This is a genomic window from Lentzea cavernae, assembly GCF_014653695.1.
Lineage (GTDB): Bacteria > Actinomycetota > Actinomycetes > Mycobacteriales > Pseudonocardiaceae > Lentzea > Lentzea cavernae.
This window is the reverse complement of the sequence record NZ_BNAR01000001.1, coordinates 1,174,952-1,200,227: the sequence shown is the minus strand read 5'-3', so window position 1 is coordinate 1,200,227 and position 25,276 is coordinate 1,174,952. Positions and strand designations below refer to the sequence as shown.

General features: G+C 69.6%; 19 protein-coding genes. 10 read left to right on the top strand and 9 right to left on the bottom strand.

Going from position 1 to position 25,276, the window contains the following annotated elements:
- Positions 1-119: 119 nt before the first annotated feature.
- On the top strand, positions 120-1,826 hold the full coding sequence (locus IE307_RS05525; protein WP_191296302.1) for a discoidin domain-containing protein: 1,707 nt from the start codon (positions 120-122) through the stop codon (positions 1,824-1,826).
- Here IE307_RS05525 and IE307_RS05520 read toward each other — a convergent pair.
- A complete protein-coding gene (locus IE307_RS05520) occupies positions 1,810-3,729 on the bottom strand; it encodes an endo-beta-N-acetylglucosaminidase (protein WP_191296301.1) in 1,920 nt (639 codons plus the stop codon). The two genes, IE307_RS05525 and IE307_RS05520, sit on opposite strands and share 17 nt — an antisense overlap.
- A gap of 240 nt (positions 3,730-3,969) precedes the next feature.
- Here IE307_RS05520 and IE307_RS05515 point away from each other — a divergent pair, with 240 nt between their 5' ends.
- Positions 3,970-4,809 carry a dienelactone hydrolase family protein gene (locus IE307_RS05515; protein ID WP_191296300.1) on the top strand — a complete coding sequence of 280 codons (840 nt, stop codon included), beginning with the start codon at positions 3,970-3,972 and terminating at the stop codon, positions 4,807-4,809.
- A gap of 53 nt (positions 4,810-4,862) precedes the next feature.
- On the opposite strand, the gene IE307_RS05510 is transcribed toward IE307_RS05515, so the two are convergent.
- The 4 genes from IE307_RS05510 to IE307_RS05495 form a co-directional block, all read right to left on the bottom strand.
- Entirely contained in the window at positions 4,863-7,358 is a 2,496-nt protein-coding gene (locus IE307_RS05510) for an ABC transporter permease (RefSeq protein WP_229904409.1), read from the bottom strand.
- Positions 7,359-7,374: 16 nt separating this feature from the next.
- On the bottom strand, positions 7,375-8,169 hold the full coding sequence (locus IE307_RS05505; protein ID WP_191296530.1) for an ABC transporter ATP-binding protein: 795 nt from the start codon (positions 8,167-8,169) through the stop codon (positions 7,375-7,377).
- A gap of 182 nt (positions 8,170-8,351) precedes the next feature.
- Positions 8,352-8,837: a hypothetical protein gene (locus tag IE307_RS05500; protein ID WP_191296298.1), complete on the bottom strand. Its 486-nt coding sequence runs from the start codon at positions 8,835-8,837 to the stop codon at positions 8,352-8,354.
- Between the two features lie 46 nt (positions 8,838-8,883).
- A complete protein-coding gene (locus tag IE307_RS05495; protein ID WP_191296297.1) occupies positions 8,884-9,861 on the bottom strand; it encodes an LLM class flavin-dependent oxidoreductase in 978 nt (325 codons plus the stop codon).
- Positions 9,862-9,890: 29 nt separating this feature from the next.
- Here IE307_RS05495 and IE307_RS05490 point away from each other — a divergent pair, with 29 nt between their 5' ends.
- The 3 genes from IE307_RS05490 (at position 9,891) to IE307_RS05480 (ending at position 17,431) form a co-directional block, all read left to right on the top strand.
- The gene (locus IE307_RS05490; protein ID WP_229904408.1) at positions 9,891-11,489 is read left to right on the top strand and encodes an RNA-guided endonuclease TnpB family protein; all 1,599 of its coding nucleotides are present in this window, start codon (positions 9,891-9,893) and stop codon (positions 11,487-11,489) included.
- 37 nt (positions 11,490-11,526) lie between these two features.
- Complete coding sequence (locus tag IE307_RS05485; RefSeq protein ID WP_229904407.1) at positions 11,527-12,516, top strand: MBL fold metallo-hydrolase; 990 nt, start codon at positions 11,527-11,529, stop codon at positions 12,514-12,516.
- A gap of 436 nt (positions 12,517-12,952) precedes the next feature.
- A complete protein-coding gene (locus IE307_RS05480) occupies positions 12,953-17,431 on the top strand; it encodes a golvesin C-terminal-like domain-containing protein (RefSeq protein ID WP_191296295.1) in 4,479 nt (1,492 codons plus the stop codon).
- 36 nt (positions 17,432-17,467) lie between these two features.
- Here the strand turns inward: IE307_RS05480 and IE307_RS05475 are convergent, their stop codons facing one another.
- Positions 17,468-19,198, bottom strand: a complete 1,731-nt coding sequence (locus IE307_RS05475) for an AfsR/SARP family transcriptional regulator (protein ID WP_191296294.1) — start codon at positions 19,196-19,198, stop codon at positions 17,468-17,470.
- Positions 19,199-19,322: 124 nt separating this feature from the next.
- Between IE307_RS05475 and IE307_RS05470 the strand changes: the two genes are divergently transcribed.
- Together IE307_RS05470 and IE307_RS05465 are read left to right on the top strand one after the other, a co-directional pair.
- Entirely contained in the window at positions 19,323-20,282 is a 960-nt protein-coding gene (locus tag IE307_RS05470) for an ArsR/SmtB family transcription factor (protein WP_229904406.1), read from the top strand.
- 200 nt (positions 20,283-20,482) lie between these two features.
- Positions 20,483-20,950: a hypothetical protein gene (locus IE307_RS05465; RefSeq protein ID WP_191296292.1), complete on the top strand. Its 468-nt coding sequence runs from the start codon at positions 20,483-20,485 to the stop codon at positions 20,948-20,950.
- Positions 20,951-21,052: 102 nt separating this feature from the next.
- On the opposite strand, the gene IE307_RS05460 is transcribed toward IE307_RS05465, so the two are convergent.
- Positions 21,053-21,874, bottom strand: a complete 822-nt coding sequence (locus IE307_RS05460) for an SGNH/GDSL hydrolase family protein (protein WP_191296291.1) — start codon at positions 21,872-21,874, stop codon at positions 21,053-21,055.
- 153 nt (positions 21,875-22,027) lie between these two features.
- Between IE307_RS05460 and IE307_RS05455 the strand changes: the two genes are divergently transcribed.
- Positions 22,028-22,615 carry a PadR family transcriptional regulator gene (locus IE307_RS05455; protein ID WP_191296290.1) on the top strand — a complete coding sequence of 196 codons (588 nt, stop codon included), beginning with the start codon at positions 22,028-22,030 and terminating at the stop codon, positions 22,613-22,615.
- 180 nt (positions 22,616-22,795) lie between these two features.
- Positions 22,796-23,326, top strand: coding sequence for a DUF4232 domain-containing protein (locus tag IE307_RS05450; RefSeq protein ID WP_191296289.1), 531 nt, complete (start codon positions 22,796-22,798; stop codon positions 23,324-23,326).
- Positions 23,327-23,353: 27 nt separating this feature from the next.
- On the opposite strand, the gene IE307_RS05445 is transcribed toward IE307_RS05450, so the two are convergent.
- Positions 23,354-24,190: a type II CAAX endopeptidase family protein gene (locus IE307_RS05445; protein WP_191296288.1), complete on the bottom strand. Its 837-nt coding sequence runs from the start codon at positions 24,188-24,190 to the stop codon at positions 23,354-23,356.
- A gap of 259 nt (positions 24,191-24,449) precedes the next feature.
- Between IE307_RS05445 and IE307_RS47590 the strand changes: the two genes are divergently transcribed.
- The gene (locus IE307_RS47590) at positions 24,450-24,758 is read left to right on the top strand and encodes an SRPBCC family protein (RefSeq protein WP_191296528.1); all 309 of its coding nucleotides are present in this window, start codon (positions 24,450-24,452) and stop codon (positions 24,756-24,758) included.
- Here IE307_RS47590 and IE307_RS05435 read toward each other — a convergent pair.
- Positions 24,715-25,254 (bottom strand): helix-turn-helix domain-containing protein, encoded by a 540-nt coding sequence (locus IE307_RS05435; RefSeq protein ID WP_191296287.1) that lies wholly within the window; start codon positions 25,252-25,254, stop codon positions 24,715-24,717. The genes IE307_RS47590 and IE307_RS05435 overlap by 44 nt on opposite strands.
- Between the last annotated feature and the right edge of the window lie 22 nt (positions 25,255-25,276).

The window sequence follows — 25,276 nt, the reverse complement described above, 5'->3', positions numbered from 1 at the left end:
CAGAAGTCCCGGTTTTCTTGACAGGGCGCATCCGGTGGCCCGACGCTCGGCCTTGAACTCCTGTCGCAAGAGAGCGCTCTCTCGCCCTCACCTCCCGTTCTCCGGCCTCAGGAGCACCCATGTCAGGAAGGCTTCAACGCGGAAGACTGCCCTTGTTCGCCGCGGCACTGGTCGCGGCCGCTCTGATCGTCCCGACGCAGGCCTCTGCGGCGGGTCCCCTCATCTCGCAGAACCGTCCCGTCACCGCGTCCAGCAGTGAGAACGCCGCTTTCACGCCGGTCGCGGCCGTGGACGGCGACGCCGGAACCCGCTGGTCCAGCGCGTTCGGCGACCCGCAGTGGATCCAGATCGACCTCGGCTCGTCCGCGCGGGTCGACCAGGTCGTGCTGGCCTGGGAGGCCGCGAGCGCGCGGGCCTACACGCTGAGCATTTCACCGGACGGCACGAACTGGCAGGAACTTCGTCGAACGACGACCGGCCCGGGCGGCACCGAGACCCTCGCGGTCACCGGCACCGGCCGGTACGTGCGGCTGGACCTGACTCAGCGGGCCACGCAGTACGGCTACTCGCTGTGGGAGTTCCAGGTGTTCGGCACGCGGGGGAGCACCGCGGAAACCCTGCTCTCGTACGGCAAGTCCGGCGCCGCGTCGACGTTCCAGGACGACGCGAACTGCGGCCAGTGCTCGCCGGCCAAGGCGTTCGACCGCGATCCCGCCACCCGCTGGGCGACGAGCGCGACGAACGGCTGGGTCGACCCCGGCTGGATCTCCGTCGACCTCGGCGCGCAGGCCACGATCTCGAAGGTCGTGCTGCAGTGGGACCCGGCGTTCGCCACCGCGTACCGCCTCGAGGTCTCCGACGACAACGCGAACTGGCGGCAGATCTACTCGACCACCGCCGGACGCGGCTTCAAGGAGACGCTGACGGTCAGCGGCACCGGCCGGTACGTGCGGATGTACGGCACGGCCAGGTCGAACGGCTACGGCTACTCGTTGTGGGAGTTCCAGGTCTACGGCACGGGCGGCGCGCCCATCACGCCACCTCCGCTGCCGCCGAACCCGTCGTTCCCCGGCCGCCTGGTGTGGTCGGACGAGTTCAACGCTCCCGCGGGCACTGCGCCGGACGCCTCGAAGTGGACGCCGGAGGTCGGGCCGGGCGTCAACAACGAGCTGCAGTACTACACGAACAACAACAACGCCCGGCACGACGGCAACGGCAACCTGGTGTTGCAGGCACGGCGTGAGGTCACCCCCGGCAGCGCGTGCCCGGTCGACCCGGTGAGCGGCAGCGGGACGTGCCAGTACACGTCCGGGCGGCTCAACACCTATGGCAAGTTCAACTTCACCTACGGCCGCGTCGAGGCGCGGATCAAGGTGTCGTCGACGCAGGGGTTGTGGCCGGCGTTCTGGATGCTGGGCGCGGACTTCTTCGACCAGCGCAGGCCGTGGCCCTACACCGGCGAGATCGACATCATGGAGCACGTCGGCAAGGAGCCGAACCGGGTGTACTCGACGCTGCACGCGCCGCAGTACTTCGGCGCGGGCGGGTACGGGTCGCCGCTGGACCTCAGTCAGCCCGCGTCGTCGGCGTTCCGGACGTTCGCGGTCGAGTGGGACTCGAGCCACATGACGTTCTCCGTGGACGGCAACAGGTTCTTCACCGTCGACCGTGAGGTGCTGGAGACCACGCGCGGTCCGTGGGTCTACGACCACCCGTTCTTCCTGATCATCAACAACGCGGTGGGCGGCGACTGGCCCGGCCCGCCGGGGGCCGGGACGCAGCTGCCGCAGGACATGGTGCTGGACTACGTCAGGGTGTACCAGTGATCGAGATAGTCGCGGGAGGCGAGACGTCGAACGCCTCGCTGACGGCCTCGACCTCGATCCGCGCGGTCTCGCCGGCGTTGAGCGGGACAGCGGGCACGAAGTACGCGTCGTTCGCCGTGCCACCGAGGAAGATCCGCTCGGTGCCGGCCTTGTAGACCCGGTACTGCCTCGCACCGGGTGACCGGGTCCAGGTGAGCCGTGCCGCCGCCGTCGTGGCGTCGATGCGGCTCACCTGCTCCACCTGGACGTTGGACGGGCTCGCCGGGGGAGTCATGACCGGGTTCGTGACGCCGATCCGGCCGATCAGCGCGGTGATCGCCGCGCCCGGCAGGACGCGCAGCGAGATCTCGGTGAGCGTCGCGCCGGAGTGCTCGCCGAGCGGGAACGCGCTGCGCCGCCACGAACCGCTGACGCCGCCGAGGTCCAGGACCACGTCGGTCGCACCGATCTTCAGGACGGCCTGGAGCCGGGACGGGCCGGTGCCGGTGCGGTGGACGATCTCGAACTGGCTGGCGCCGGTGAGCTTCAGCGAGGTCGCGAACAACCGGACGTCGTTGGCGGACTGCGGGGTGCCGGTGATCTTCAGCGCGGTGCCGCCGTCGTACGGGTCGTCCCAGTCGAGCGACGGCGTGACCTTCGTGCCGGTGCCGGTGACGCTCCACCGCCACGTCGGCAGGACGTCCTGCAGCGACAGGTTGTTCCAGGCCTGCGCCGAGCGGACCGTGCCGTTCACCGCGAACTTCCTGCCGTGGCCGGTGTTGAAGTTCGTGACGAACGGCAGCGAGGTGATCGGCGTCAGCTCGGTGACGTAGTGGGCGACGCCCTTCCAGTTCGCCGTCGTCGTGGTGTTCGACGGGTCGCCGTTCTGACCGACCCAGAACCTGTTGTCACGGGTGTAGAAGTCAGCGGGGCCCGTGGCCGACTTGAACGTCCACTCCGGACGGTAGAAGCCGAGCGACGTCACGTGCGGCCTGCCCTCGGGGAACACGCTCGCCCAGCCGACGCTGGTGTTGTAGCCGCTGGACTCGACGTCCACACCGGACGCCAGGTCGTACGGGCTGCGGCCCATCTGCCGGGCGAGCGCGGCCGAGTTCGCGAGACCCTGGGCGCTCCACCAGAAGTTCATGAACATCTCGTCGGACTGCTCGAAGAACATCCGGTTGCGCGCGGTCAGGGCGTTCTGCCAGCTGACGCTGCCGGTGTCGGTCATGGCGTCGTACCAGATGACCCGCAGGCCGGACTTCTTCATGTAGACGATGAAGTCGCGCATGTCGTTGGCGAGCTGGGTGTTGCCGCCGGCGGTCTCCTGGTTGAGGAACCAGCCGTCGAACCCGTAGTGGCGCGCGACCTGGACCATCTTGTCCGCCACCGGGAACCGGTCGCCCTCGCGTTTGACGAAGTCGCGGACCCACTGGATCTGGCCGCCGTACGCGGTCGGCGGGAGGAACACGTTGCCGATCACCCGCACGCCGTTGCGGTGCGCGGCGTCGGTGACGGTCGGGTTCGGCGCGAGGATCAGGCCCTCGGACGCGGAACCGCCCCAGAACACCAGTTCGTCGATGTACTGCCAGTAGTTCGTGGCGTAGTAGTTCATGTCGAGCGAGCCCTGAGCCGGGTTGGCGCTCGTCGGCGCGTACGCCACCAGCGCCTGCACCCTGGCCTCGTTCGGACGGGCGTGCGCGTTGGCCGGTCTGGCCGGGACGACCCGCCGGGCGAGCGGCACGGTGCTGCGGTTGTACTTCGCGTCCCGGTCGGTCGACGGGTCCCAGTTCAGGATCGTGGCCGGGTGCCAATAGGACGCGTACGGCTGCGCGGTCTCGGCCGCGAACGCGGGAGTCTCGGACAGCAGACCGGTGAGTGCCGCTGTGGAGCTCAGAACGAGGAACTGTCTGCGGGTGGGCATAGATCACCCTCGTGCGCCATCTGATTCGCCGCATACCGCCGCTGCGGTGACTGGACAGGACGACAACGTCCCGGTCCGCTGCGCTGGGTGACCGCGTCGATTTCGACGACATGCCGTCGAACTTCGTCGAAACATCCCGGTAACCATCCATATGGCCGGATCGGAGCGGCGCTACCGGGCGGTAGCGTGAGCCTCGCCGTCGCTTTTGGTTCCCCTGCAACCAATCGAGGTGTCTTCGTCGTGCGCACCAAAACCCTGCTTGCGGCGCTGGTCCTGGCGCTGATCCCAGCCACCGCCCCCGCCGTCGCCACCGCGGCGGCCAACCCCTACGAGCGCGGCCCCGCACCCACGGCCGCGTCTGTCGAAGCCTCCCGGGGCACGTTCGCCGTGACGTCCGCGGCCGTCGCCCGCCAGTCGACCTTCGGCGGCGGCACCGTCTACACACCGACCAGCGACCTCACGTTCGGTGCGATCGCTGTCTCGCCCGGCTTCACCGCCACCCAGACGTCCGTCGCGCACTTCGGTCCGAGACTGGCGTCCTACGGGTTCGTCGTGATCACCATCAACACCCTGTCCACCCTCGACGACCCGGACAGCCGGGGCCGTCAGCTGCTCGCGGCACTCGACCACGTGGCGCGCACCAACCCGCGCGTCGACGCCTCGCGCCTCGCCGTGATGGGCCACTCGATGGGAGGCGGGGGAGCGCTGCGCGCCTCCGCGACCAGGCCCGCCCTGCAGGCCTCGATCCCGATGGCCGGCTGGCACTCCACCAAGAGCTGGTCGACGGTCCGGGTGCCCACCCTGGTGCTCGGCGGCCAGAACGACCCCACCGCGCCGAACTCGCAGCACTCCACGCCGTTCTACAACTCGATCACGGCCGCGCCCGACAAGGCGTTCCTCGAACTGCGCGGCGGTGACCACTCGGCGCCTCGCAGCGACAACGTGACGGTGCGGAAGTACACGCTGTCGTGGCTCAAGCGGTTCGTCGACGACGACGTGCGTTACGACCAGTTCCTGTGTCCGGCCCCTGCACCGAACACGCTGATCTCCGCCTACCGGGACACCTGCCCCCACGCATGAGAAAAGGTGCTGTGCCAGCCTGCGACGGCCTGGCACAGCACCTCTCGTTCCTCTTACTCGTAAGCGATCGCGTCCAGCACGTTCAGGCGCGCGGCCCGGATGGCCGGCAGGATCGCCGCGACCACACCGACGAACGCCGCCACCACGAGGTACTGCGCCATCGTGGCCCACGGGAGCCCGAGCTCCGAGATGCCCTGGTCCTTGAGCGCCTGCACGGTCGCGACGCCCAGCGCGAGACCGACGGCGAGGCCGAGCACCGCGCCGAACACCGAGATCACCACCGACTCGACGGTGATCATCCGCATCACCTGCGCCCGCCGCATGCCGATCGCCCGCAGCAGACCCAGCTCACGCGTCCGCTCGATCACCGACAGCGCCAGGGTGTTGATGACGCCGAGCACGGCGATCAGGATCGCCAGCGCCAGCAGGATCTGGATCATCAGCAGGACCGTGTCGAACTGCGAGGTCGTCTGCTTCACGAACCCGCTGCGGTCCTGCACGGTGATCTCCGGGTTGTCCGCGAACAACGGCTCGACGCGCTTCTGCACGTCCGCCACGTTCGCCCCCGGCGTCACCTGCGCGAACGCCTGGCCGATCTGGTCGGACCGGAAGTCCTTGCTCGAGGACTCCGGCAGCACCATCGCGCCCTGCAGCACCTGCGACTTGGACCAGACGAACGCCACCGTGTAGGTGCGGGGCTCGCCCTTGGCCAGTTGCAGCGTGATCGTGCTGCCGACCGTCCAGTTCTTCTCGGTCGCGAGGTCCTCCGGCAGGCCCACCTGGTCGTCCCGCAACGGTTTGATGTCACCGGACTTCGGCTTGAGGGCGAACATCTCCTTCAACGCCGACACGTCCGTGACGGCGACCGCGAACAGCTGGTCCTCGCCCTGCAGCACGCCGTCCTGCGACCAGCCGAACGCCGACTTCACTCCGTCGGTCTTCTCGACCTTCGTCAGCACGTCCCGCCCGAACGTCGCCGGCTGGCCCTCCATCTGGCCCTCGCCGGAGATGATCAGGTCGGTCTGCAGCTGACCGGAGGCCAGCTTCTCGATCGACTTGGTCGCCGACGTCAGCACCACGCTCACCCCGGTGATCAGCGAGATGCCGACCATCAGCGCGGCCGCGGTGATCGCGGTGCGGCGCGGGTTGCGCGCGGAGTTGCGGCGCCCCAGCAAGCCGGGCATCGACCACGACAGCAGGCGCCCGATCAGCGACACCATCGGCTTCGACAGGATCGGGGTCAGCAGCGCGACACCGACGAACGCCACCAGGATGCCGCCGAAGATCAGCGGCAGCGAGGCCTGGTTGAAGCCGAAGGCGAGCGCCGTGCCACCCGCGGCGGCCACCAGCGCACCGGTGATCGTGATCTTGGTGAGCGGCCGGTCCGGCGTCGCCGCCTCGCGCATCGCCGCCACCGGGGCGATCCGCGACGCCCGCAGCGCCGGCATGACGGCCGCGACCACGGTGACGATCATGCCCACCGCGAACGACGAGATGACCGCCGACATCGGCACGCCGATGCCCGCCAGCTGCAGGCTGGTGCCGCCCACGGAGCTGAAGATCTTCGCCAGCAGCGCGCCGATGCCGACGCCCGCCGCGAGACCCACGATCGAGGCGATCAGGCCGATCACCAGCGCCTCCAGCACCACGGAGCCGATGACCTGGCCGCGCGAGGCGCCCATCGACCGCAGCAGCGCCAGTTCCCGCGTGCGCTGGGCGACGATGATGGAGAACGTGTTGAGGATGATGAAGATGCCGACGAACAACGCGATGCCCGCGAACCCGAGCAGCACGTAGTTGAAGAACTTCAGGCCCTCGTTGATCTGGTCGGCCTGCTCCTTCGCCAGCGTCGCACCGGTCTTGACGTCGTAGCCGGAACCGAGCTTGGCCGCGACGGCGTCCCGCAGCGCGTCGTCGGACGTGCCCTGCGCCGCCTTGACGGTCACACCGGAGTACACGTCCTTCTTGCCCAGCAACAACTGCTGCGCCACCGGCTCGGTGAACGCCACCGACAGCTCGCCGCCCAGCGAGTCGCGGCCGCCCGCGTACTCGTAGATGCCGGCGACCTTGAACGTCTTCTTGGGCTCCAGCGTCAGCAGCGCGATGTCGTCGCCGACCTTGAAACCACCGGTCGTCGCGAGGAAACCGCCGATGACGACCTCGTTGTCCGCGACCGGCGCCTTGCCGTCACGGATCTTCTCGTCGCCCGTGCCGGTCCAGTTGAACCCGAACCGCGGCGAGCCCGACGTGGTGATGACCTTGCCGTTCTTGCCGATCGGCCGCGCCGACCCCTGCACGTCACCGACGGCCGACGCCACGCCCGGCACGGCCTTGACGTCCGCGATCGTCTGCGGCGCAAGAGGTTCGGGCTGCTTGCCCTTCTCCGCCTTCGGCGTCACCGAGACGTCCACGTTGGCGAACGCCGACGAGAACAGGTCGGTGAACGACCGCTGCAGCGTGTCGGTCAGGACGAACGAACCGGACACGAACATCACGCCCAGCACCACCGCGAGCGCGGACAGCACCAGCCGGAGCTTGCGTGACAGCAAGCTCTTGATAGTCGCCTTAAACATGAGGCACCGCGACAACGGAGTCGAGGTGCTTCATCGTGTCGAGGACCTCGTCGGCCGACGGCGACAGCAGCTCTCGGACGATGTGACCGTCCTTGAGGAAGATGACGCGGTCGGCATAGGACGCGGCATTGGCGTCGTGCGTGACCATCACGATCGTCTGCCCGAACTCGCGGGCGGACCGCTGCAGGAACCCGAGGACCTCGGCGCCGGACTGCGAGTCCAGGTTGCCGGTCGGCTCGTCGGCGAACACGACGTCGGGACGGGAGACCAGAGCACGCGCGCACGCGACGCGCTGCTGCTGACCACCCGAGAGCTGCGTCGGCCGGTGGGTCAGCCTGTCCCTCAGGCCCACCGTGTCGACGACGACGTCGAACCACGCCTTGTCGATCTTCTTGCCGCCGATCGCGAGCGGCAGCGTGATGTTCTCCTCCGCGGTCAGCGTCGGCAGCAGGTTGAACTGCTGGAAGATGAAACCGACCTTGTCGCGCCGCAGCTCCGTGAGCCCGCGGTCCTTCAACCCGGTGACCTTCGTGCCACCGACCCACACCTCACCGCTCGTCACGTCGTCCAGCCCCGCGAGGCAGTGCATCAACGTCGACTTGCCGGACCCGGACGGGCCCATGATCGCGGTGAACCTGGACTTCTCCAGGTCGACGCTCACCCCCGCGAGCGCGGTCACGGCAGCGTCGCCGGACCCGTAGGACTTCCACACGTCGACGGCTCTCGCCGCGACTCCATCGGACGCGCTCACTGTCTGTCCCCTCCTGTGGGCTTTCGTGCGCACCATCTTCGGCGACACGGGCACACCGAAGGGTCAGGTCTTCCACTGAGATAGACCCTGAGATTAACCCCGGTGCCCCCGCCCGAGTCACCACGCTGAGAGAACTCTCAGCTGCACCGCGTGCACAGATGGTCGCTGCGAGGAGACGTTAATTCACTTCTGCGGCAATGTCTTCAGCCTTCAGATGACTAGGCCGTCAACTTCCGTCGCATGGGGACGGTCGGTTCCATCAGCCATGAAACGAGTTCCACGCGCAGACCTTCGCGCAACGCGTGCCCGGCGAGCCAGTGGTCCACGTCGCCGCGGTAGGCGCGAGCAGGCCGCGGCCAGCGGTCCAGCCACTCGAGGAACGCCGCGTTGCACGCGATCGGGCCGCCCGGCGGCCGCACACCCAGCACGAGCACGGGATCCTCTCCGGTGGTGAAGGAGGCGGCGGTGACGTGCACACCACCGAAGAGGACCCGGTCCGCACCCAGCTCACGTGCTTTGTCCGCCACCCCGAAGAACGCCGACCCGCGCCCGTGAGCGCGCACCACCAGCTGGTGCGCGCCGAAATCGGTGTCGAGGAACTCTTCGGCGAACGTGCCGTCATCGGCCAGCACCAGCACGTTCGTGCCGCCGGGAAGCGCCCCGACCTGGTCCGGATGCGTGATGCCGATGACGTTGATGCCCACGTGGTTCATCCTGCCGCGCCAGTGTTAACCCTTGGCACCGCGCGCGTTAAACAAGTTTCGGAAGTACTTCCGAACCGAACAGGCGAATCGTTTCGATGACCGATTCGTGCGGCATGCCCCCGATGTCCACCATCACGAGGTGCGTGTCGATGGACAGGTGCTCCGCCAGCGCGTTCAACCTCTCGGCGACCTCTTCCGGCGTCCCGCACACCGCCGCGCCGTCCATGATCGCGTCGACGTCGATGTCCCCGTCACCCCTCCACGGGTCCGCGAACCGCGCGTACTCGGCCAGGTGGGGCCGCCAGCGCTCCCGCGCGTCCTCCCGCGCCACGAACACGTGACTCGGCACGCCCACCCGCCCCTGAGGGAACCGCTCCCTGTACCGCTGCACGACCTCGCGGTAGATCGACGGGTCCCGCAACGTGGAAGGCAGCATCAACGGCATCTCGAGCTCCGCGCCCAGGTCCGCGGACACCGCCGACCCCGACCCGATCCACACCGTGGGACGCGGCGTCTGCACGGGCCGCGGCGTCGTCGTCACCTCGCTCAGCTGACCCCGGAACTTGCCGTCCCAGCTCACCGAGGGCTCCTCCAGCAGCTTGAGCAGCAACCGCAGGTGCTCCTCGAACCGCGCCCGCAACTCACCCGGCTGCACCCCGAACGCCGCGTTGGTCTGCTGGTCCACCCCGCGCGCCACGATCAGCTCCGCCCGGCCGTTCGACAGCACGTCGAGCGTGGCCAGCGCCTCGGCGACCAGCACAGGGTCGCGGTGGGCCAGCAGCGTCACGCCCGTGGACAGCCGCAGCGTGCTGGTGCGCGCCGCCACCGCCGCCAGCAGCAGTTCGGGCGCGGACACGATGTAGCGGGTGAAGTGGTGCTCGCCGATGGCGACGCCCGCGAACCCGGCCTGCTCGGCCACCACCGCCTGCTCGACCATCGCGCGCAGCCGGTCGGCCTGCGGCACCTCCTGGCCCGTGCAGGGGTTGGGCAGGTGGTCACCCAGGATCAGGAGGTAGACGTCCATGCCTGCCATCTTCCATCGTCCGGGGCAAGATGGTTGACCGAGATCAACGAAGACGTCGGTTCCGGGCCAGGCCGTCCGTCAGCCCCCTTCAGCACCCGTCGCAACGCGCTACGGTGATCGCCGTGCTGGCCAGGTATCGCTACCGGATTGAACCCACTGCGGTTCAACGCGAGGCGCTGTCACGCACGTTCGGGTGTGCTCGGGTGGTGTTCAACGACGCCCTCCGCTGCCGCGAAGAGGCTCGCGCAGCGGGGCAGGCGCTCTCGTCGGCCGAGGTGCAGCGTCGCGTGATCACCGCTGCCAAGACCACTGAGCACCGCGTGTGGCTGTCCGAGGTCGCTTCGGTGGCGCTGGTGCAGTCCGTGCAGGACTCGCACCGGGCCTACCGCGACTTCTTCGACTCGCTGTCCGGGAAGCGCCGGGGACGCCGAGTGGGCAAGCCCAGGTTCAAGTCCGGCAAGGACCACCGGCAGACGTTCAGGCTCACCCGCAACGGGTTTCGTCTGCGCCCGGGCGGGCGCCTGTACCTGGCGAAGATCGGTGACGTGGCCGTGCGGTGGTTACGCGACCTGCCCTGTGAACCGTCGTCGGTGACGATCATCCGTGAGCCGGACGGCTGCTACCACGCGTCGTTCGTGGTGGAGGTCGAGCCGACGCCGTTGCCGTTGGTCGAGCGGGAATCGGGAGTCGACCTGGGCGTCACCCGGCTGGCCACGATCGCCTGCACCGGCGGAACGCGGCGCGACGTCGTCAACCCGAGACACCTCGCTCGGGCGCAGCGCGAGCTCACCCGTGCTCAGCGAGCACTGGCGCGCAAGGTCAAAGGCAGCAGCAACCGCGAGAAGGCGCGGCGTGTCGTCGCCCTTCGGCACGGCAAGGTCGCCCGAGCACGCAGGGACGTCCACCACAAGCTGGCACTGGAGTTGGTCCGCGACAACCAAGCGGTCTACGTGGAAGACCTGAACATCGCCGGAATGGTGCGCAACCGCAGGCTCGCACGCGCCGTGCAAGATGCCGGCTGGGGGCAGTTCGTTCAGTTGCTCAAGCAGAAGGCCGAACGCCACGGACGTGCTGTCCACACCGTGTCGAGGTGGCTGCCGAGTTCCAAGACGTGCTCGGTGTGCGGAAATCGCATGGCGATCATGCCGCTCAGCATCCGGCACTGGACGTGCCCAGGTTGTGCCGTTGCTCACGACCGGGACTTCAACGCCGCCCGGAACATCCTCGCCGCAGGACGTGCGGAGAGGTCAAACGCCTGTGGAGCCGAGGTAAGACCACCCTTCGGGGGGCGCAGGGCGTCGAAGCAGGAAGCACTGCATAGTCGTGTGGGAAACCCACGGGAATGGAGAGCACGTCAAATGGTCACCAACAACGAGGCCGAGAGCCGCTACGAGATCCACGTCGACGGCCGGCTCGCCGGCTTCCTCGAGTACCGCGACGTCGGCGGCGTCCTCGCCCTCGTCCACACCGAGGTCGACGACGCCTACGCCGGGCAGGGCCTCGGCGGCAAGCTCGCGAAGTTCGCCCTGGACGACGTGAAGGCGCGGGACGTCAAGATCTCCCCGTTGTGCCCGTTCGTGGCGAAGTACATCGACAAGCACCCTGAATACCGGGTTACTATCCGGTAAGAATTAGTTGCTGTCGCTAACGACGAGGTGGGCGAGCGTGTGGAGTGAGCCGGGCGCGTTCGAGGTCGCACCAGGGGTGCACCGGATTCCGCTGCCGCTGCCGAACGACGGGCTGCGCGCGGTCAACGTCTACGCGATCGAGGACGGCGACGGCCTCGTCCTGATCGACTCGGGCTGGGCGCTGGACGAGGCGCGCGACCAGCTCGAGGCGGCGCTGGGCACGCTGGACAAGGGCTTCGAGGACATCAAGCGGTTCCTCATCACGCACGTCCACCGCGACCACTTCACGATGGCGGTGTCGCTGCGCAGGACGTTCGGCAGCAGGATCGGGCTGGGCCTGGGCGAGCAGCCCTCGCTGCGCCACATGCTGCACGGGCAGGACGACCAGCACGTCGCCGACCTGCGCAAGTGGGGCGCCGGCGAGCTGGCCGAGACGTGGATCAAGATCATGCACCACGTCGACCGCGGCGACGCCCTGCGCGACTACGAGGAGCCGGACGAGTGGCTCGTCCGCAGCACCGTCGGCCTCGAGCACCGCGACCTGGAGGTCATCCCGACGCCGGGTCACACCCGCGGCCACGTCGTGTTCGTCGACCACACCGCGAAGGTGCTGTTCTCCGGCGACCACGTGCTCCCGCACATCACGCCGTCGATCGGCTTCGAGCCACTGCGGCCCGAACTGCCGCTGGGCGACTACATGACGTCGCTGCGGCTCACGCGTGAGCTGCCGGACCTCAAGCTGCTGCCCGCGCACGGAGAGGTGACGGACAGCTCGCACGCCCGTGTCGACGAGCTGCTGCAGTTCCACGAGCAGCGCCTGGAGGAGATCGGCAAGGCGGTCGCGGGCAGCGCGTTCGAGACGGCCCGCAAGATCGGCTGGACGCGCCGCCAGCGCCGGTTCGACGACCTGGACATGTTCAACCAGGTGCTGGCGATCGGTGAGACGGCCGCTCACCTCGACGTCCTGGTCGAACGTGGCGAATTGACCCGGGTTCTGAACGCCGGCGTGCTCGAATACCAGCTCTGACGCTCCTGTGTGTTGGGGACCGGTCCCGTGGACAGGCCCCTTCGCGAGAGCTGTAGGGGAGATGTCCGGGACTCCTCCGCGAGTCAGTGTCGCGGGGGTGTCGACCTGTGACGAAATTCGGCTCGGTGAAGCGCTGTTGAACGGCATTCTGTCGGTGCCGGGACCAGTGCGCACCCACGCACGCTCGAGCTGAGGCGGACCGAGCTCGCCGACCAACAGTTGTTCGCACAGCACGTACTTCGCCATCGGCTCCTCGACCGTCGTGGACCCGCCCAGTCGGCTCATCTTCGCCTGAGACGCCGGAGCCGAACGCGTCGACGAACTCCGGGAGACCCTCGATCGCTTCTCCCACCTGAACATTCCGTGAACCGGACCTGAAGCACGCTGTCCCAGCATTCCCTCCGAAGGACTCGCGACCCTGAGGATGGAGACACGCGTGCTGAACAAGCGCACCACGGCATTCGCGCTGTGCGTCGCGATGGTCGGCTCCCTGCTGAGCGCATTCCAGGCGTCGGCCGCCGCACCACCGCAACCACCACCCGCGCCCGAGCTCGCCACGGATCAGTCCACTGTGGACCCGAAGAGGCGTGACGCCGTGCTGTCGCCGGGCTGGAGCACCTCCCAGGACCTCGCCTGGACCACGAGCGGTGACTCCACCGGCCTGCACCTGCTCGTCGCCGAAGCCGCCACCGGTTACACCTGGCGCACGGCGGCCACCCTCGGTGAGTCGTGGATCGAGACCGACCAGTGGATCGGCAACGCCTGCGTCACCGGCTCCGGCAAGCGTGCCGTGGTCGTCTACGCGCCCCGGCACTTCACCAACCGCGCCCACCTGTTCGACCGGGGCGCCTTCGCCGCCGTGGTGGACCTGACCAACGGGCACGTCACCAAGCTCGGCACCACCGTCTCGCTGGCCTACTACAACCCCGGCTGCGGCACCGGGGAGACCGCGGTGCTCGCCCAGTCCGGCGTCGTGGACTTCGGTGCCACCAGGCTGAACACCGTCGACACGACCACCGGCGCTGTCGTGCGCGCCCAGGAGTTCAAGGGCGAGGTGACCTCCGCGATTCCCCTCGGGGACGGGATCGCTGCCGCGTGGGGTTCGCGCGTCGTGGCCATCGACGCGGGCGGGGGAACCCGCGACCTGGCACCCACAGGCGGCGTGCCCTTCCGGTTGCGCGCCGACGCCGAGGGCGGCGTGGTGTTCATGGACCGCGACGGTGACGACGGCCGGGTGCGCCGGGTCGCCGGCGGCAGGGTCGCGGAACTCGCCCGCGGGGACTGGGCCGCGCTGCGCGTCACCGGCGGCGTCGGGGGCAAGGTGTTCGTCACCGGCAAGCCTAGGGAGGTCGGCGCGCTGCCCGCTTCCGTGCGCAGGATCGACGTGGAGGCCGGCGCCGAGGTGTCCACGCTGGGCGGGATCGCGTTCGGCCACCGCGTTCCCCGGCCCGGCGACCGCGCGAACCCCGAGGAGGGCATGCGGCTGGCCGCGCGCGTTCCCGCCACGGGCGAGGACGTCGAGTTCCGCGTCCACCCCGCCTCCCGGCAGAGCGCCGACGTGGCCAGAGGGCTGGCCGACTCACCCGCGGTGACCACGAAGGGGCAGGCCGCCGCGGACCCGTCCACCGATCCCGTGGACCACGACCGGCGCTGCTCGATCCAGCGCAACGACGTGAACCTGCAGGTGTACCAACCGCACTGGAGCCAGGTCGAGTGGGCGGCGGAGCTCGCCGTCCAGAACAGGCTCACCACGACCCGGCCCGCCAACTGGAAGAACTCGGGCATGACCTCGTCGTGGTCGCCGCAGGTGATGTTCAAGCCCTACGACCTCGTCGGCGGTGGCCGGGTGCCCGCGCAGATCATGCTCGGCGTGCTGGCCCAGGAGTCGAACCTCTGGCAGGCGTCGTCCCTGGTGACCGAGGGCGTCACCGGCAACCCGCTGATCGGCAGCTACTACGGCGCGGAGGACGGCTGGACCATCAACTGGGCGACCGCGGACTGCGGGTACGGCGTCGCGCAGGTCACCGACGGCATGCGCAAGGCGGGCACGCCCGGTGCCGGCACCACCCTGCCCGCGGACCAGCAGCTGGCGGTCGCGGTCGACTACGCCACCAACATCGCCGCCGGTGTGCGCATCCTGCAGGACAAGTGGAACCAGACGAGGTCCATGGGCATCAACCTCAACGGCGGTGACCCCTCCAAGATCGAGAACTGGTTCGCCGCGCTGTGGGCCTACAACAGCGGCATCAACCCCCAGGCGAGCACCGGCAACACCACCGGCTGCACGCCCGGCCCCTCGTGCACCGACGCCGCGGGGAACTGGGGACTGGGCTGGTCCAACAACCCCGCCAGGACGGACTACCCGCCGGACCGCGCGCCGTTCCTGGACCACGACAGCTACGAGGACGCCAAGAACCCGCAGTGGTGGCCCTACCCGGAGAAGGTCATCGGCTGGGCGGCGTTCCCCATCGTCAAGTACACCGGCGGTGACGGCTACGAGGCCGGGTACAAGCAGGCGTGGTGGACGACCGCGGAGCTGCGCACCGGCGCCAAGCCGCCGCTGAGCACGTTCTGCGTGCTGTCGGCCACCACCGGCAACCGCTGCAACCCCAACAACCTCCAGACCAGCGCCGAGCCCTGCACCAGCGCGGACTTCCACTGCTGGTGGCACAGCGCCGCGCAGTGGAAGAACTGCACCGGGTCCAGCACGCCGTGCGGCAACGCGGCCGACGTGATCGCCGCGCCGGGCACACCGGAGCCACCCGACGCCGACGTTCCCGGCGCGTACACCGACGAGTCGCGCCCGCGCCGCTCGCCCAACTGCACCACGGCCGGGCTGCCCGCGAACGCGCTCATCGTGGACGACGCGCCGACAGCGCCCCTGCTGCGTGCGGGCTGCCAGCGGCCGTGGACCAACTCGGGGAGCTTCGCGCTGAACTTCCCCGCGCACACCGACGGCCTCTACCACTCCAAAGTGGACTTCCACCAGCTCGGCGCCGGCTTCGGCGGGCACTTCTGGTTCACCAGGACGCGCACCTCGAGCTCGATCAGCCGCAACCAGTTCGTCAGCGGGACCTGGACGCTGGGCCGGACCCTGAACCAGTGGGCACGGGTCATGGTGCACGTGCCCGACCACCAGGCGCACAGCCAGCAGGCCAAGTACACGATCAACCTCGGCAACGGCCAGGCCCGCACGAGGGTGATCCTGCAGAAGACCCGCTCCAACAAGTGGGTGTCGCTGGGCGCCTTCCAGTTCGGCGGCACGCCGTCGGTGGCGCTCAGCTCCATCACCCGTGACGGAGACGGCAGCCAGGCACTCGCGTTCGACGCCATCGCCTTCCAGCCGCTGAGCGCGAAGCCCGCCGAGCAGATGGTGGTGATGGGGGACTCCTACACCTCCGGCGAGGGCGCCTCCACCAACGCTCTCACCGACTACTACCAGGAGACCGACGACGCGGGCTACACCGGTCCTGCCTACCGCAACGCCTGCCACCGCTCGGTGCACTCCTGGTCGCGGCAGGTGAAGCTGCCGGGACGGACTCAGTCGATCGGCCAGCAGGCCGACTCGTGGGACCAGTCCCTGGACTACCACTCCACGGCCTGCTCAGGTGCGCGCACCGACAACGTGCTGCCGTCCGCGACGGCCAACGCCTGGGGCCGCGCCGGCACCGGCAGCTACCGCGAACTGTCCCAACTGGACCGTGGGTTCGTCGACGCCGACACCACCACGGTGGCGGTGGGCATCGGCGGCAACGACGCTCACTTCACCGACGTGCTGCGCAAGTGCAGCATCGAGTCACCGCACCCGTTGGACGACTGCCAGCACATGCAGATGGCCGGCGAGGACTGGGTCGGCGGCAGCGCACCGGTCGCGATCACCCTGGGGGCCGCGGTCCAGCAGGTGATCAAGGAGCGCGTCAAACCGTCGGTGGACACCCTGCTGAGGGAGATCAGGGTCGCCGCCCCGAACGCGCGGATCGTCGTGATGGGTTACCCGAGGCTGTTCCCGCCGGGTGGGCCACGCGACGTGGGCTGCGCCGTGTTCCCGGGGCTGAGCTCGTTCGACATGACCTTCATGAACAACATGGCCGACCTGCTCAACGACGCGCTGCACGAACTCGTGACGCTCATGGTGCACGGGGACCGGCGCATCCTGTTCTCCGATCCTCGCGACGAGTTCGAGCTGGAGAACGCCTGCACGCACAACCCCGACCACCAGACCATCCACCAGGTGGTGGTGGACAAGACGCTGGGCGAGGACCCGAACGCGACGGTGTCGGCGCAGTCGTTCCACCCGAAGATCTCCGGCGCCCGCAACTACGCCGACGCCTTCGAGCACACCCAGCTCGTGAACACCGTCGGTGCGAAGATGCCCGTGCCGGCGAGCAAGGAGGTCGCCCTCGCGGTGCTGGACGACCTGAGGACCTACCCGGCGGGCAGTTCGACCGGGTACTCCCGCGCGCGGTTCCCGCACTGGCGCATGGTGGCGGACACCTGTGACGCGCGACAGGTGTCACTGCGCCGCGACGCCACCACCGTGACCCCGGCGGGGTCGTGCCCGGTCACGTCCGGGTCGTGGACCAGCGTCTACGACGGCCTGGTGCTGACCGACCCGACGGGGGTCACCATCGACCACGTCGTGCCGCTGGCGAACGCGTGGCGGGCCGGGGCCAACACCTGGACGGACGAGCGCAGGACGGTGTTCGCCAACGACATCGAGCACTCGCAACTGCTGGCGGTCTCCGCCACCAGCAACTCCTCCAAGGGGGAGCGGCCACCGGACGTGTGGCTGCCCAGGACGGCTTACCTGTGCGAGTACGCGCGGGCCTGGACCTACACCAAGAGCATCTACCACCTCAACGTGACCGATGCGGAGTACCAGACCCTCGCGCAGATCCTGAACACCTGGTGCTGACCTGGAGGGGGCGGGCCGGATCCGCCCCCTCCGCCGTCAGGAGGCCGCGTGCAGGCGCACCAGGTCGTGGAAGGAGTAGCCGTCCGCGCCGTCGGCGACCAGCAGGTGCAGGTCCACCAGGTCCTCCAGCAGCCGGTGCGCCCGTCGCGGCGGCACGTCGAGCAGGGCGGCGGCGGTGGCCACGCCGAACCGGGCCGGCGCGTGCCGGGCCAGCAACGAGTGCGCACGCCGTGAGTGGAAGTCCAGAGCAGCGCGGGAGGAGTCGAAAGCGTGCAGCAGCCGCAGTTCCGCCACCACGTGCGTGGGGTCGGACAGCAGGGCCGCCAGGTCCTTCACAGTCCACAGGGGACGGTTGCGCAGCCGGTTCGCCGCGGTGCGCAAGGCGAGCGGGAGGCCGCCGCACACCGTCGTGACCTCTCCGACGCCGGTGGTGGCGGGCAACGCCGCGGCGGCGCGGAACACCTCGCCGGACGCCGCGGGGGTCAGCGGTTCCAGCGACAGCGGCACGGCGCGCCCGCCCGCGGTCAATCGCTGCCTGCTGGTGAGCACCACCGCGCAACCGGGGCCGCCCGGCAGCAGCGGTACCACCTGCTCGTCGCTGGAGGCGTTGTCCAGCACCAGGAGCACCCGTCGTCCGGCCACCAGGCTTCGCCACCTCCCCGCGGCGCTGTCGAGGTCGCCGGGCAAGTCGTCCACGCCGAACGAGCCCAGCAGGTGCCGCAGGGCGTCCAGCGGTGCCACCGGTGCCCTGCCGGAGGTGAAGCCGTGCAGGTCCAGGAACAGCTGCCCGTCGGGGAAGCGCGGGCCCAGGTGGTGCGCGGCCCGCACCGACAGCGCCGTCTTGCCCACCCCGGCCATGCCGTCGACCGCGCACACCACCAGTTCGCCGCGCGCAGCGGACGCGGTGCGCACCAATGTCGCCACCTCCGCGTCGCGGCCCACCAGCCCGGCGAGGTCGGCGGGCAGCTGTGCGGGCACCACCGCGACGGCGGTGTGCGGTGGTTGCTCGGTCTCGCCCCGCAGGATCGCCAGGTGCAGCCGCTCGACGTCGCCGGAGACGTCCAGCCCGTGCTCGCGGGCCAGCGACGCCCGCGCCCGCCGGTAGACCTCCAACGCCTCGGGCGTCCGGCCGGCCCGGTGCAGCGCCAGCATCAGGTGCTCCACCAGGCGGGGCCGGTGCGGGTGGGCGCGGTGCAGGTCCAGCAGCTCGTCCACGGCGGTGGACAGGCCCAGTCGCCTGCGCGCCTCCAGACGGTGCTCCACGGCGCCCAGCCGGGCCTCCTCCAGACCGCTGGAGAGCACGTCCCGCACCCCGTTGGCCGCGATGCCCGCGAGCGCGGGACCGCGCCACAGAGCCAATGCCTCGTCCAGCACGGCCACTCGCCGTGCGTCGTCGTCGGCGGTGCGCGCCTGCCGCAGCAGGGCGCGGAACCGGTGCGCGTCCACCCGCAGCGGGTCGCAGTGCAGCGCGTAACCGTCGCCCTCGCTGACCAGCCGCACCTCCTCGTCCGCGGCGTGCCTGCTCAGAGCCGAGCGCAGACCGCTGACGATCCCGTGCACCATGCGCCTCGCCGACCGCGGCGGGCCTTCCCGCCACACCACGTCCACGATGCGGTCGGTCGCCACCGCGGAGTTCGCCTCCAACGCCAGCAGCGCCAGCACGAACCGGTGCCTGCGCACCCCGACGTCCACCTCGGCTCCGCCGGATCTGGCCCCCACCGTGCCCAGCAGCACGATCTCCATCCGCAACACCTCCGGTGCTCCCATGCCGAACGCGGTGGCCCAGCATGGACAGGGGGTGCGCCCGCCGTGAAGGATGTTTGCACTGACGTGGAAACATCCTGCTGGGGGGCACATGCCGTCGTTGCGCATCCACTTCACGATGCGGGACATGGGCAGGACGCGTCTGGCCGGCGACGGCGACCCGCTGTGGGAGGTGATGCACAGCGGCTTCCGGCTCAACTACCACGACGAGGACCCCGCGTTCGGCCAGTGGAAGCGCTCGTTGCTCGGGAACGGGACGGCCGAGGTGCGCGCGGGCGCGGCGTTGCTGGCGGTGCTGGCACCGCGCGGCCCGTACTTCCCGGACTTCCTGACGCCGCCCGAGGCCTCGCGCGGCCTGGAGGAGGGGCTGGAGGCGATGCTGTCGACCCCGCGCGGCAGGCTGCGCGCGGAACTGTCCCGCCTGGCGGAGAACTCGCCGGTGCCGTCCCGGTTCCAGGCGCTGGCCGAGGGCAAGCCCGCCGTGCTGCGCGGTGTGGCCGCCGTGCTGCGGGCGTTCCACTCCGCGGTGATCTCCCCGCACGACGGCGCGGTCCGGTCCGCCGTGGCCGCCGACCGCGCTCGCCGTTCCCGCGTGCTGGCCGAGCAGGGCGTCGAGGGCCTGCTCGCGACGCTGCCGTCGGCCCGCTGGGAGTCGCCGGTGCTGGAGATCGAGTACGGGGTCGACCGCGACCTGCACCTCGACGGGCGGGGACTGCTCCTGGTGCCGTCGTTCTTCTGCAAGCGGCTGCCGCTCTCCTTGGCCGACCCGGCCATGCCGCCCGCATTGATCTACCCGATCGACAACGCGCTGCGCTGGGAAAGCCTTGCCGCGAACCGCCCCGGTGGCCTCGAAGCGCTGATGGGGCCCACGCGGGCGGCCGTGCTGGTGGCGGTGGGGGAGCGCGCCGGCGCGACGACCACCCAACTGGCCAAGCGGCTCTCCGCGTCGCCCGCCTCGGCCAGCCGCCACACCGCCGTGCTGCGCGCCGCGGGGCTGATCACGACCCACCGCGACGGCCCCGCGATGCTGCACACGTTGACACCGCTGGGAATCGCGCTGCTCGAGACCCCCGGGCCGACCAAGTAGCCCCCTGAGGCGTTCCGACACCGGACGCCTTCCCCCCAGATCCCCCGTGCCGGGTCCGTCCGACCTCGGCCACGGGCGTCGCCGCATGCCCTCCTGAAGGACGGTGTGCTCGGCGATTCGTGCTCGACCATGCCGGAAATCAGTGAACGGGAACAAGATCCCACAGTCCAAAGGGGACAGTTTTGCGCAGTGGAACGAGTGTGAGGACCGCGATCACGAGAGTGCTGCTCGTGATCGTCATGTCGGTGGCGGGGATCGTCATCGGCGGCCAGGTGTCGGCCCAGGCCGCGTGCAACGGCGCGGGGTGCACGGGCCTCGACCCGCAGGCACAGGGGTGCGCGGCCACCGACCTGGGCGGCACGTACTACCTCGAGCCGTCCAGCCAGCGCTACAGCATGGTGGTGCGCACCAGCAGCGCCTGCAACGCGCGCTGGGCGCGGATGATCATCGACGTCAACCCGTGCTGCTTCGCACGTGAGCTCGCGGTCGAGACCCAGCGCCTCGTCGGCAGCACCTGGGTCGCGCTGGACTTCCGGACCGTGACCATCGGGGCGGGCCAGGTGGGGAACTTCTGGACGACCATGGTCGCCAACCGCTCCGACGACAGGGTCCGGGTCTGCAACCAGATCGGCACCGCCGGGTGGGTCTGCGGGGGCTGGGCCTCCTGAACCAGGCCTCGATGGCCGGCGTGGCTCCGAGCGACTTCGGTCCGCTTGGAGCCACGCTCTTCAGCCCACTCGCGCGAGCGCTGACTGCGCCCGGCCGAGCAGTCAGCTCCGCGGTCCCTCGATGCGGTGGAGTTGAGGGTGTTTGGCCGTGCGCTGGTCCCCGGAGGACTGACCGCGCAGGCGCCTGCCGAGCCAAGGGCCGAGAAAGGTGGTTGCCCAGCGCAGTTCAGTGGTCGCGCGCCAGTGCGTTGACAACGGGACGGGCAACGGTGGTGGGGACTCGTTCCAGGAATCGTCGCTGCCCGGCACCTGCAGGGCGTGCGCGACCGCGGCGGCGATCAGTTGATGGCCCAAGGGGCTGCAGTGCAACCGATCCTCGCTCCAGAAACGGCGGTCGGCGACGGAGGGGTGCCGGGCGATCTCCGCGACAGCGACTCCGTGCCGGGAGGCCGCGGCACGGATCCGGTCGTTGATGTCGAGGATGCGGGAGCGAACCGGTCGGGCGAGGGGGATGATCCTGGTGAGGTCCGGAAAGGTCACGGTCGCCACGCGGGCTCCGGAGTCGGTGAGCGCGGCGAACATCGCTTCCAGGTGACCGACCACCGCGGCGGGCTCGACTCGAAGCCGGAGCAGGTCGTTGACCCCTGCGACGACGGTGGCCACGTCGGGACGCAGGGCGAGAGCCGGCCCCAGTTGCTCGGATCGGACTTCGCCCGCGCGGCGGCCGCGGACGGCGAGGTTGGCGTACTGGAGATCGGGGTTGTCGACGGCGAGGTGTTCGGCGAGCCGGTCAGCCCATCCCCGAAGGCCCACGACGTCGTCACCGTCACCGACGCCTTCCGTCTGGCTGTCGCCCAAGGCGACGTAGCGCAGGTACTTGCCGCTCGGAACGGGTTCCGGGACACCGTTCTCCTGCGGCTTCATCGGTTGGCCAGGGCGTCGACGTCCAGGCTGACGCATACCGCGGTGCGGACCTGTTCAGTGACGGGCATGGCGTCCTCCTAGTCAGAATGATGACTAATCATAACCATGGGTATCATGAGCTCGCCCCCATGTCGACGACGAGGAGATGCGCGGATGAGCCTGCGGCATGCCGTGCTCGCGGCGTTGTTGTCCGGCGAGTACAGCGGCTACGAGTTGACCAAGGCATTCGACGTGGGTGTCGCCAACTTCTGGTACGCCCGGCCGCAACAGCTCTACCTGGAGCTGTCCAAGCTCGAGAGCGACGGGTTGATCAGCGGCCGGGAGGTGGTCCAGCACACCCGTCCCAACAAGCGGCTGTTCGTGGTCACCGACGCGGGCCTCGCCGAACTGACGCGCTTCGCCGCCGCCGAGAGCAAGCCGTCGTTCATCCGTGACGACCTGTTGGTCAAGGTCCAAGCCGTAGACCACGTCGACGTGGCACCGGTGATCGCGCAACTGGAACAACGAGCCGCGGCGGCAGCGGCCAAGGTGGAGATCCTCGACAAGATCCTGCGGCGTTTCCGCGGGGACCTCGACGAGGAGACCTACCTGCGCCACGGGTCTCCGATCGGGCCCTACCTGACGTGCTTGCGCGGTCGGTTGTTCGAGCAGGAACACCACGACTGGTCCGTGCGGGCGGCCGCACTCCTGCGTGATCGGGCGACCAGGAACGGTGATCCGGCGCCTGTCTCGGGTGGGTGAGCCGGAAGCTGTTGTGCGACAAGCCGATGTCCTACGTCCGCGCTTCGCAGTTCGGTGCAGGCTCTCCAGAACGAGGGCGTCGATCCATCCGCCGGGGCCGCCGGTCAAGCAGGATCGGCCCCGTGGAGGTCTTGTGAAGGTTTCGCCCGAGCCACCCCTGGCGGTGGCATCCTCGGGTTCATGAGACATGGGGGCAGAGTTCTTGCTGCAACAGCCGTTCTGGCCGGCCTGGTCGCGACCGGGCCGGCCGTGCAGGCGTCGGAGGACCCCGGCTGTACCGCGGGAGTGCGGTTCACCTCGAACTACACCGAGGCGGCATCGGGGTTGCGCGTGATGTCCGTCGAAGTCGCCAACTGCGGTGCGGAAGCCTTGGAACTCAACGGATATCCACAGGTGGGCCTGTTCGACGAGGAGCGTCAGCCCCTGGACGTCGCGATCCTCGAGGGCACTGGCGGCATCGCGGTCCTCGACGGCTTCAACGACCCGCCGCAGCCGATCACCGTGCAGCCGGGGGAGAGCGCCGGCAGCGCGTTCGTGTGGCGGAACACGAACACGTCGCTGGAGCCGCCCCAGGTCGCCAAGCACGTCGAACTGGCGACCGCTCCAGGCGCCGTTCAGCAACCGTTGATCGCCGTGTCGCCGCAGCGGAGCATTCACATCGATCTGGGCAGCACAGGACGGATGGGTGTTCGCGCCTGGTACCACCGCTAGCAGCGTGAGCTCAGGTGCGCGGATAGCTCACCCGTGCTGCAGCCGAACTCCGGAATCGCCCGCAACGGTGACTGAAGCGTTGCGGCGCAACGAGATCGCCGCTACCGCGACGAGGAGCTGCGTCGCGAGCACCACAGTCTGCGTCATCGGCGAGTAGGCGTTCAGCACGGCCGCCGTCGCGTTGACTCCGAAGTGGACGGCGACGGCCGAGGGCACCCCACCCAGTTCGTAGGCGTATCCGGTCAGCATCGCCATGGGGAACACGCTGAGCGAGAACAGCAACCCGCTCCAGCTCAGCAGCCCGAAGCCCGCCTGCACGGTTCCCGTCATGAAGAACAGCGGCAGGTGCCAGACCGCCCACGCCGCGCCGAGAACCAGCCCGACGCGGAAGCGCCCCATTCTCTCCAGCAGGCGCGGGTAGGCCGTGCCGCGCCAGCCCGGCTCCTCGGCGAGCGGGCCGCCGACGAGCATGCTGACGAAGAACGGCGCCGCGCCACCGGCGGTTGCGATCAGCGCCGTTCCCGCGTCCAGGCTGAGCACCGGACCGCCGAGCGCCTGCGCGAGCACCGCGCCGCCGGCCACCGTCGCGGCGGCTAGAACCAGCAGGGGCAACGCCCAGAGCAGCCGGGCGTTCAGCCGGAACTTGACGGTGTGGACGGGAACCGGCCCGCGGCGCAGCCTGACCGCGATCGCGCCGAAGACCGGTCCGAACCCGCCGAGCAGGAACGGGATCACCGTCGGGAACGTCGTCGGCGGCTGCCCGAGCGCGATCGCGACGAGCCAGCACCCCCACGTGGTGATGAAGGTGACTGCGAAGAAGGTGGCGAGGCCACTCCCTCGACTGGCCTGCGCGTTGTCGTTCATCTCTGCTCCTCGGTTTGCTATCAGCTTCAGGAATATTATCAGAAATGATAGCGATCTTGGGTCCTTCGTGTCCGAGGCGCGCCAGCAGCAGGTTCAGGACGTCGGCCGCGGTCAGCGCCACCGCGCCTGCGCTTTCATTGGCGCGCAACGAGATGCGCAGGACCGCGCCCGGTCCAGGTTGATCACCACGCCGCGCTGTCGTGCGGCTTGAGGCCGTTCGCGCCGCCGGTCGTCGGCACCTTCCGCGCGGCGCACGTGGATCGACGCCGATCCGGCCGGCGTCTACCGCCTCGTCAGCGATGTGGCCGCGGTCAGCCGCTGGAGTCCCAGCGCGAGCGAAGTCGCGTTCGACGAGGGTTCCGGACCTGAGGCCGGTGCGTGGTTGGGCGGCCGCAACCGCAGGGACGGCAAGGAGCCGACCACCCGGTCGCAGGTGGTGAGAGCCGAGCCGGGAGGCATGTTCGCCTATGTGGTGTGCGCGACTGCACGGCGGCGAGCGCCCCTCGTCGCGCTCGCCGACCGGGTCACGAGGAACCCTTCGGCTCGTCAGGCACCACGACGAGGCTGACGACCCGTCGTCGGCGTCCGCCGTTCCGCGCCCCGCCCGTCCGGGACATGACCGCGTGCTCGATCTCCGCGACCATCGCGGCGTGCTCCTCGTCGGTCAGCCACACCGCGGCCTGCCGGTAGACGACGCCGTCCACGTGCGGGTCCGCGTCGGCATGGGCGGCATAGCGGTCGAAGTCGCCCATGAGCGAGGCGGCGAACGTCGAGTACGACCGCTGGTGGTCTTCCTTGGTCATCGTGGCGCGCGCGTCCTGGTCGACTGTGGCCGCCTCCTTGCGCACCCGGTAGCTGCGCTCGACCGTGCCGCGCACGCGCCGTTCGTCCGCGACTTCCAGAACACCGCTCTCCGCGAGGACCGCGACGTGCCGGTACATGGTCGCCGGCGCGATGTCGGGCAGGCGTTCCCTCAGCTGGGCCGTGGTCAGCGGGTCGGTCTCGAACAACGCCTGCAGGATGCGCATCCGCACGGGATGAAGGAGGAGGTCCGCGGTCGCCATGACCGCATCGTCTCACGTGCGG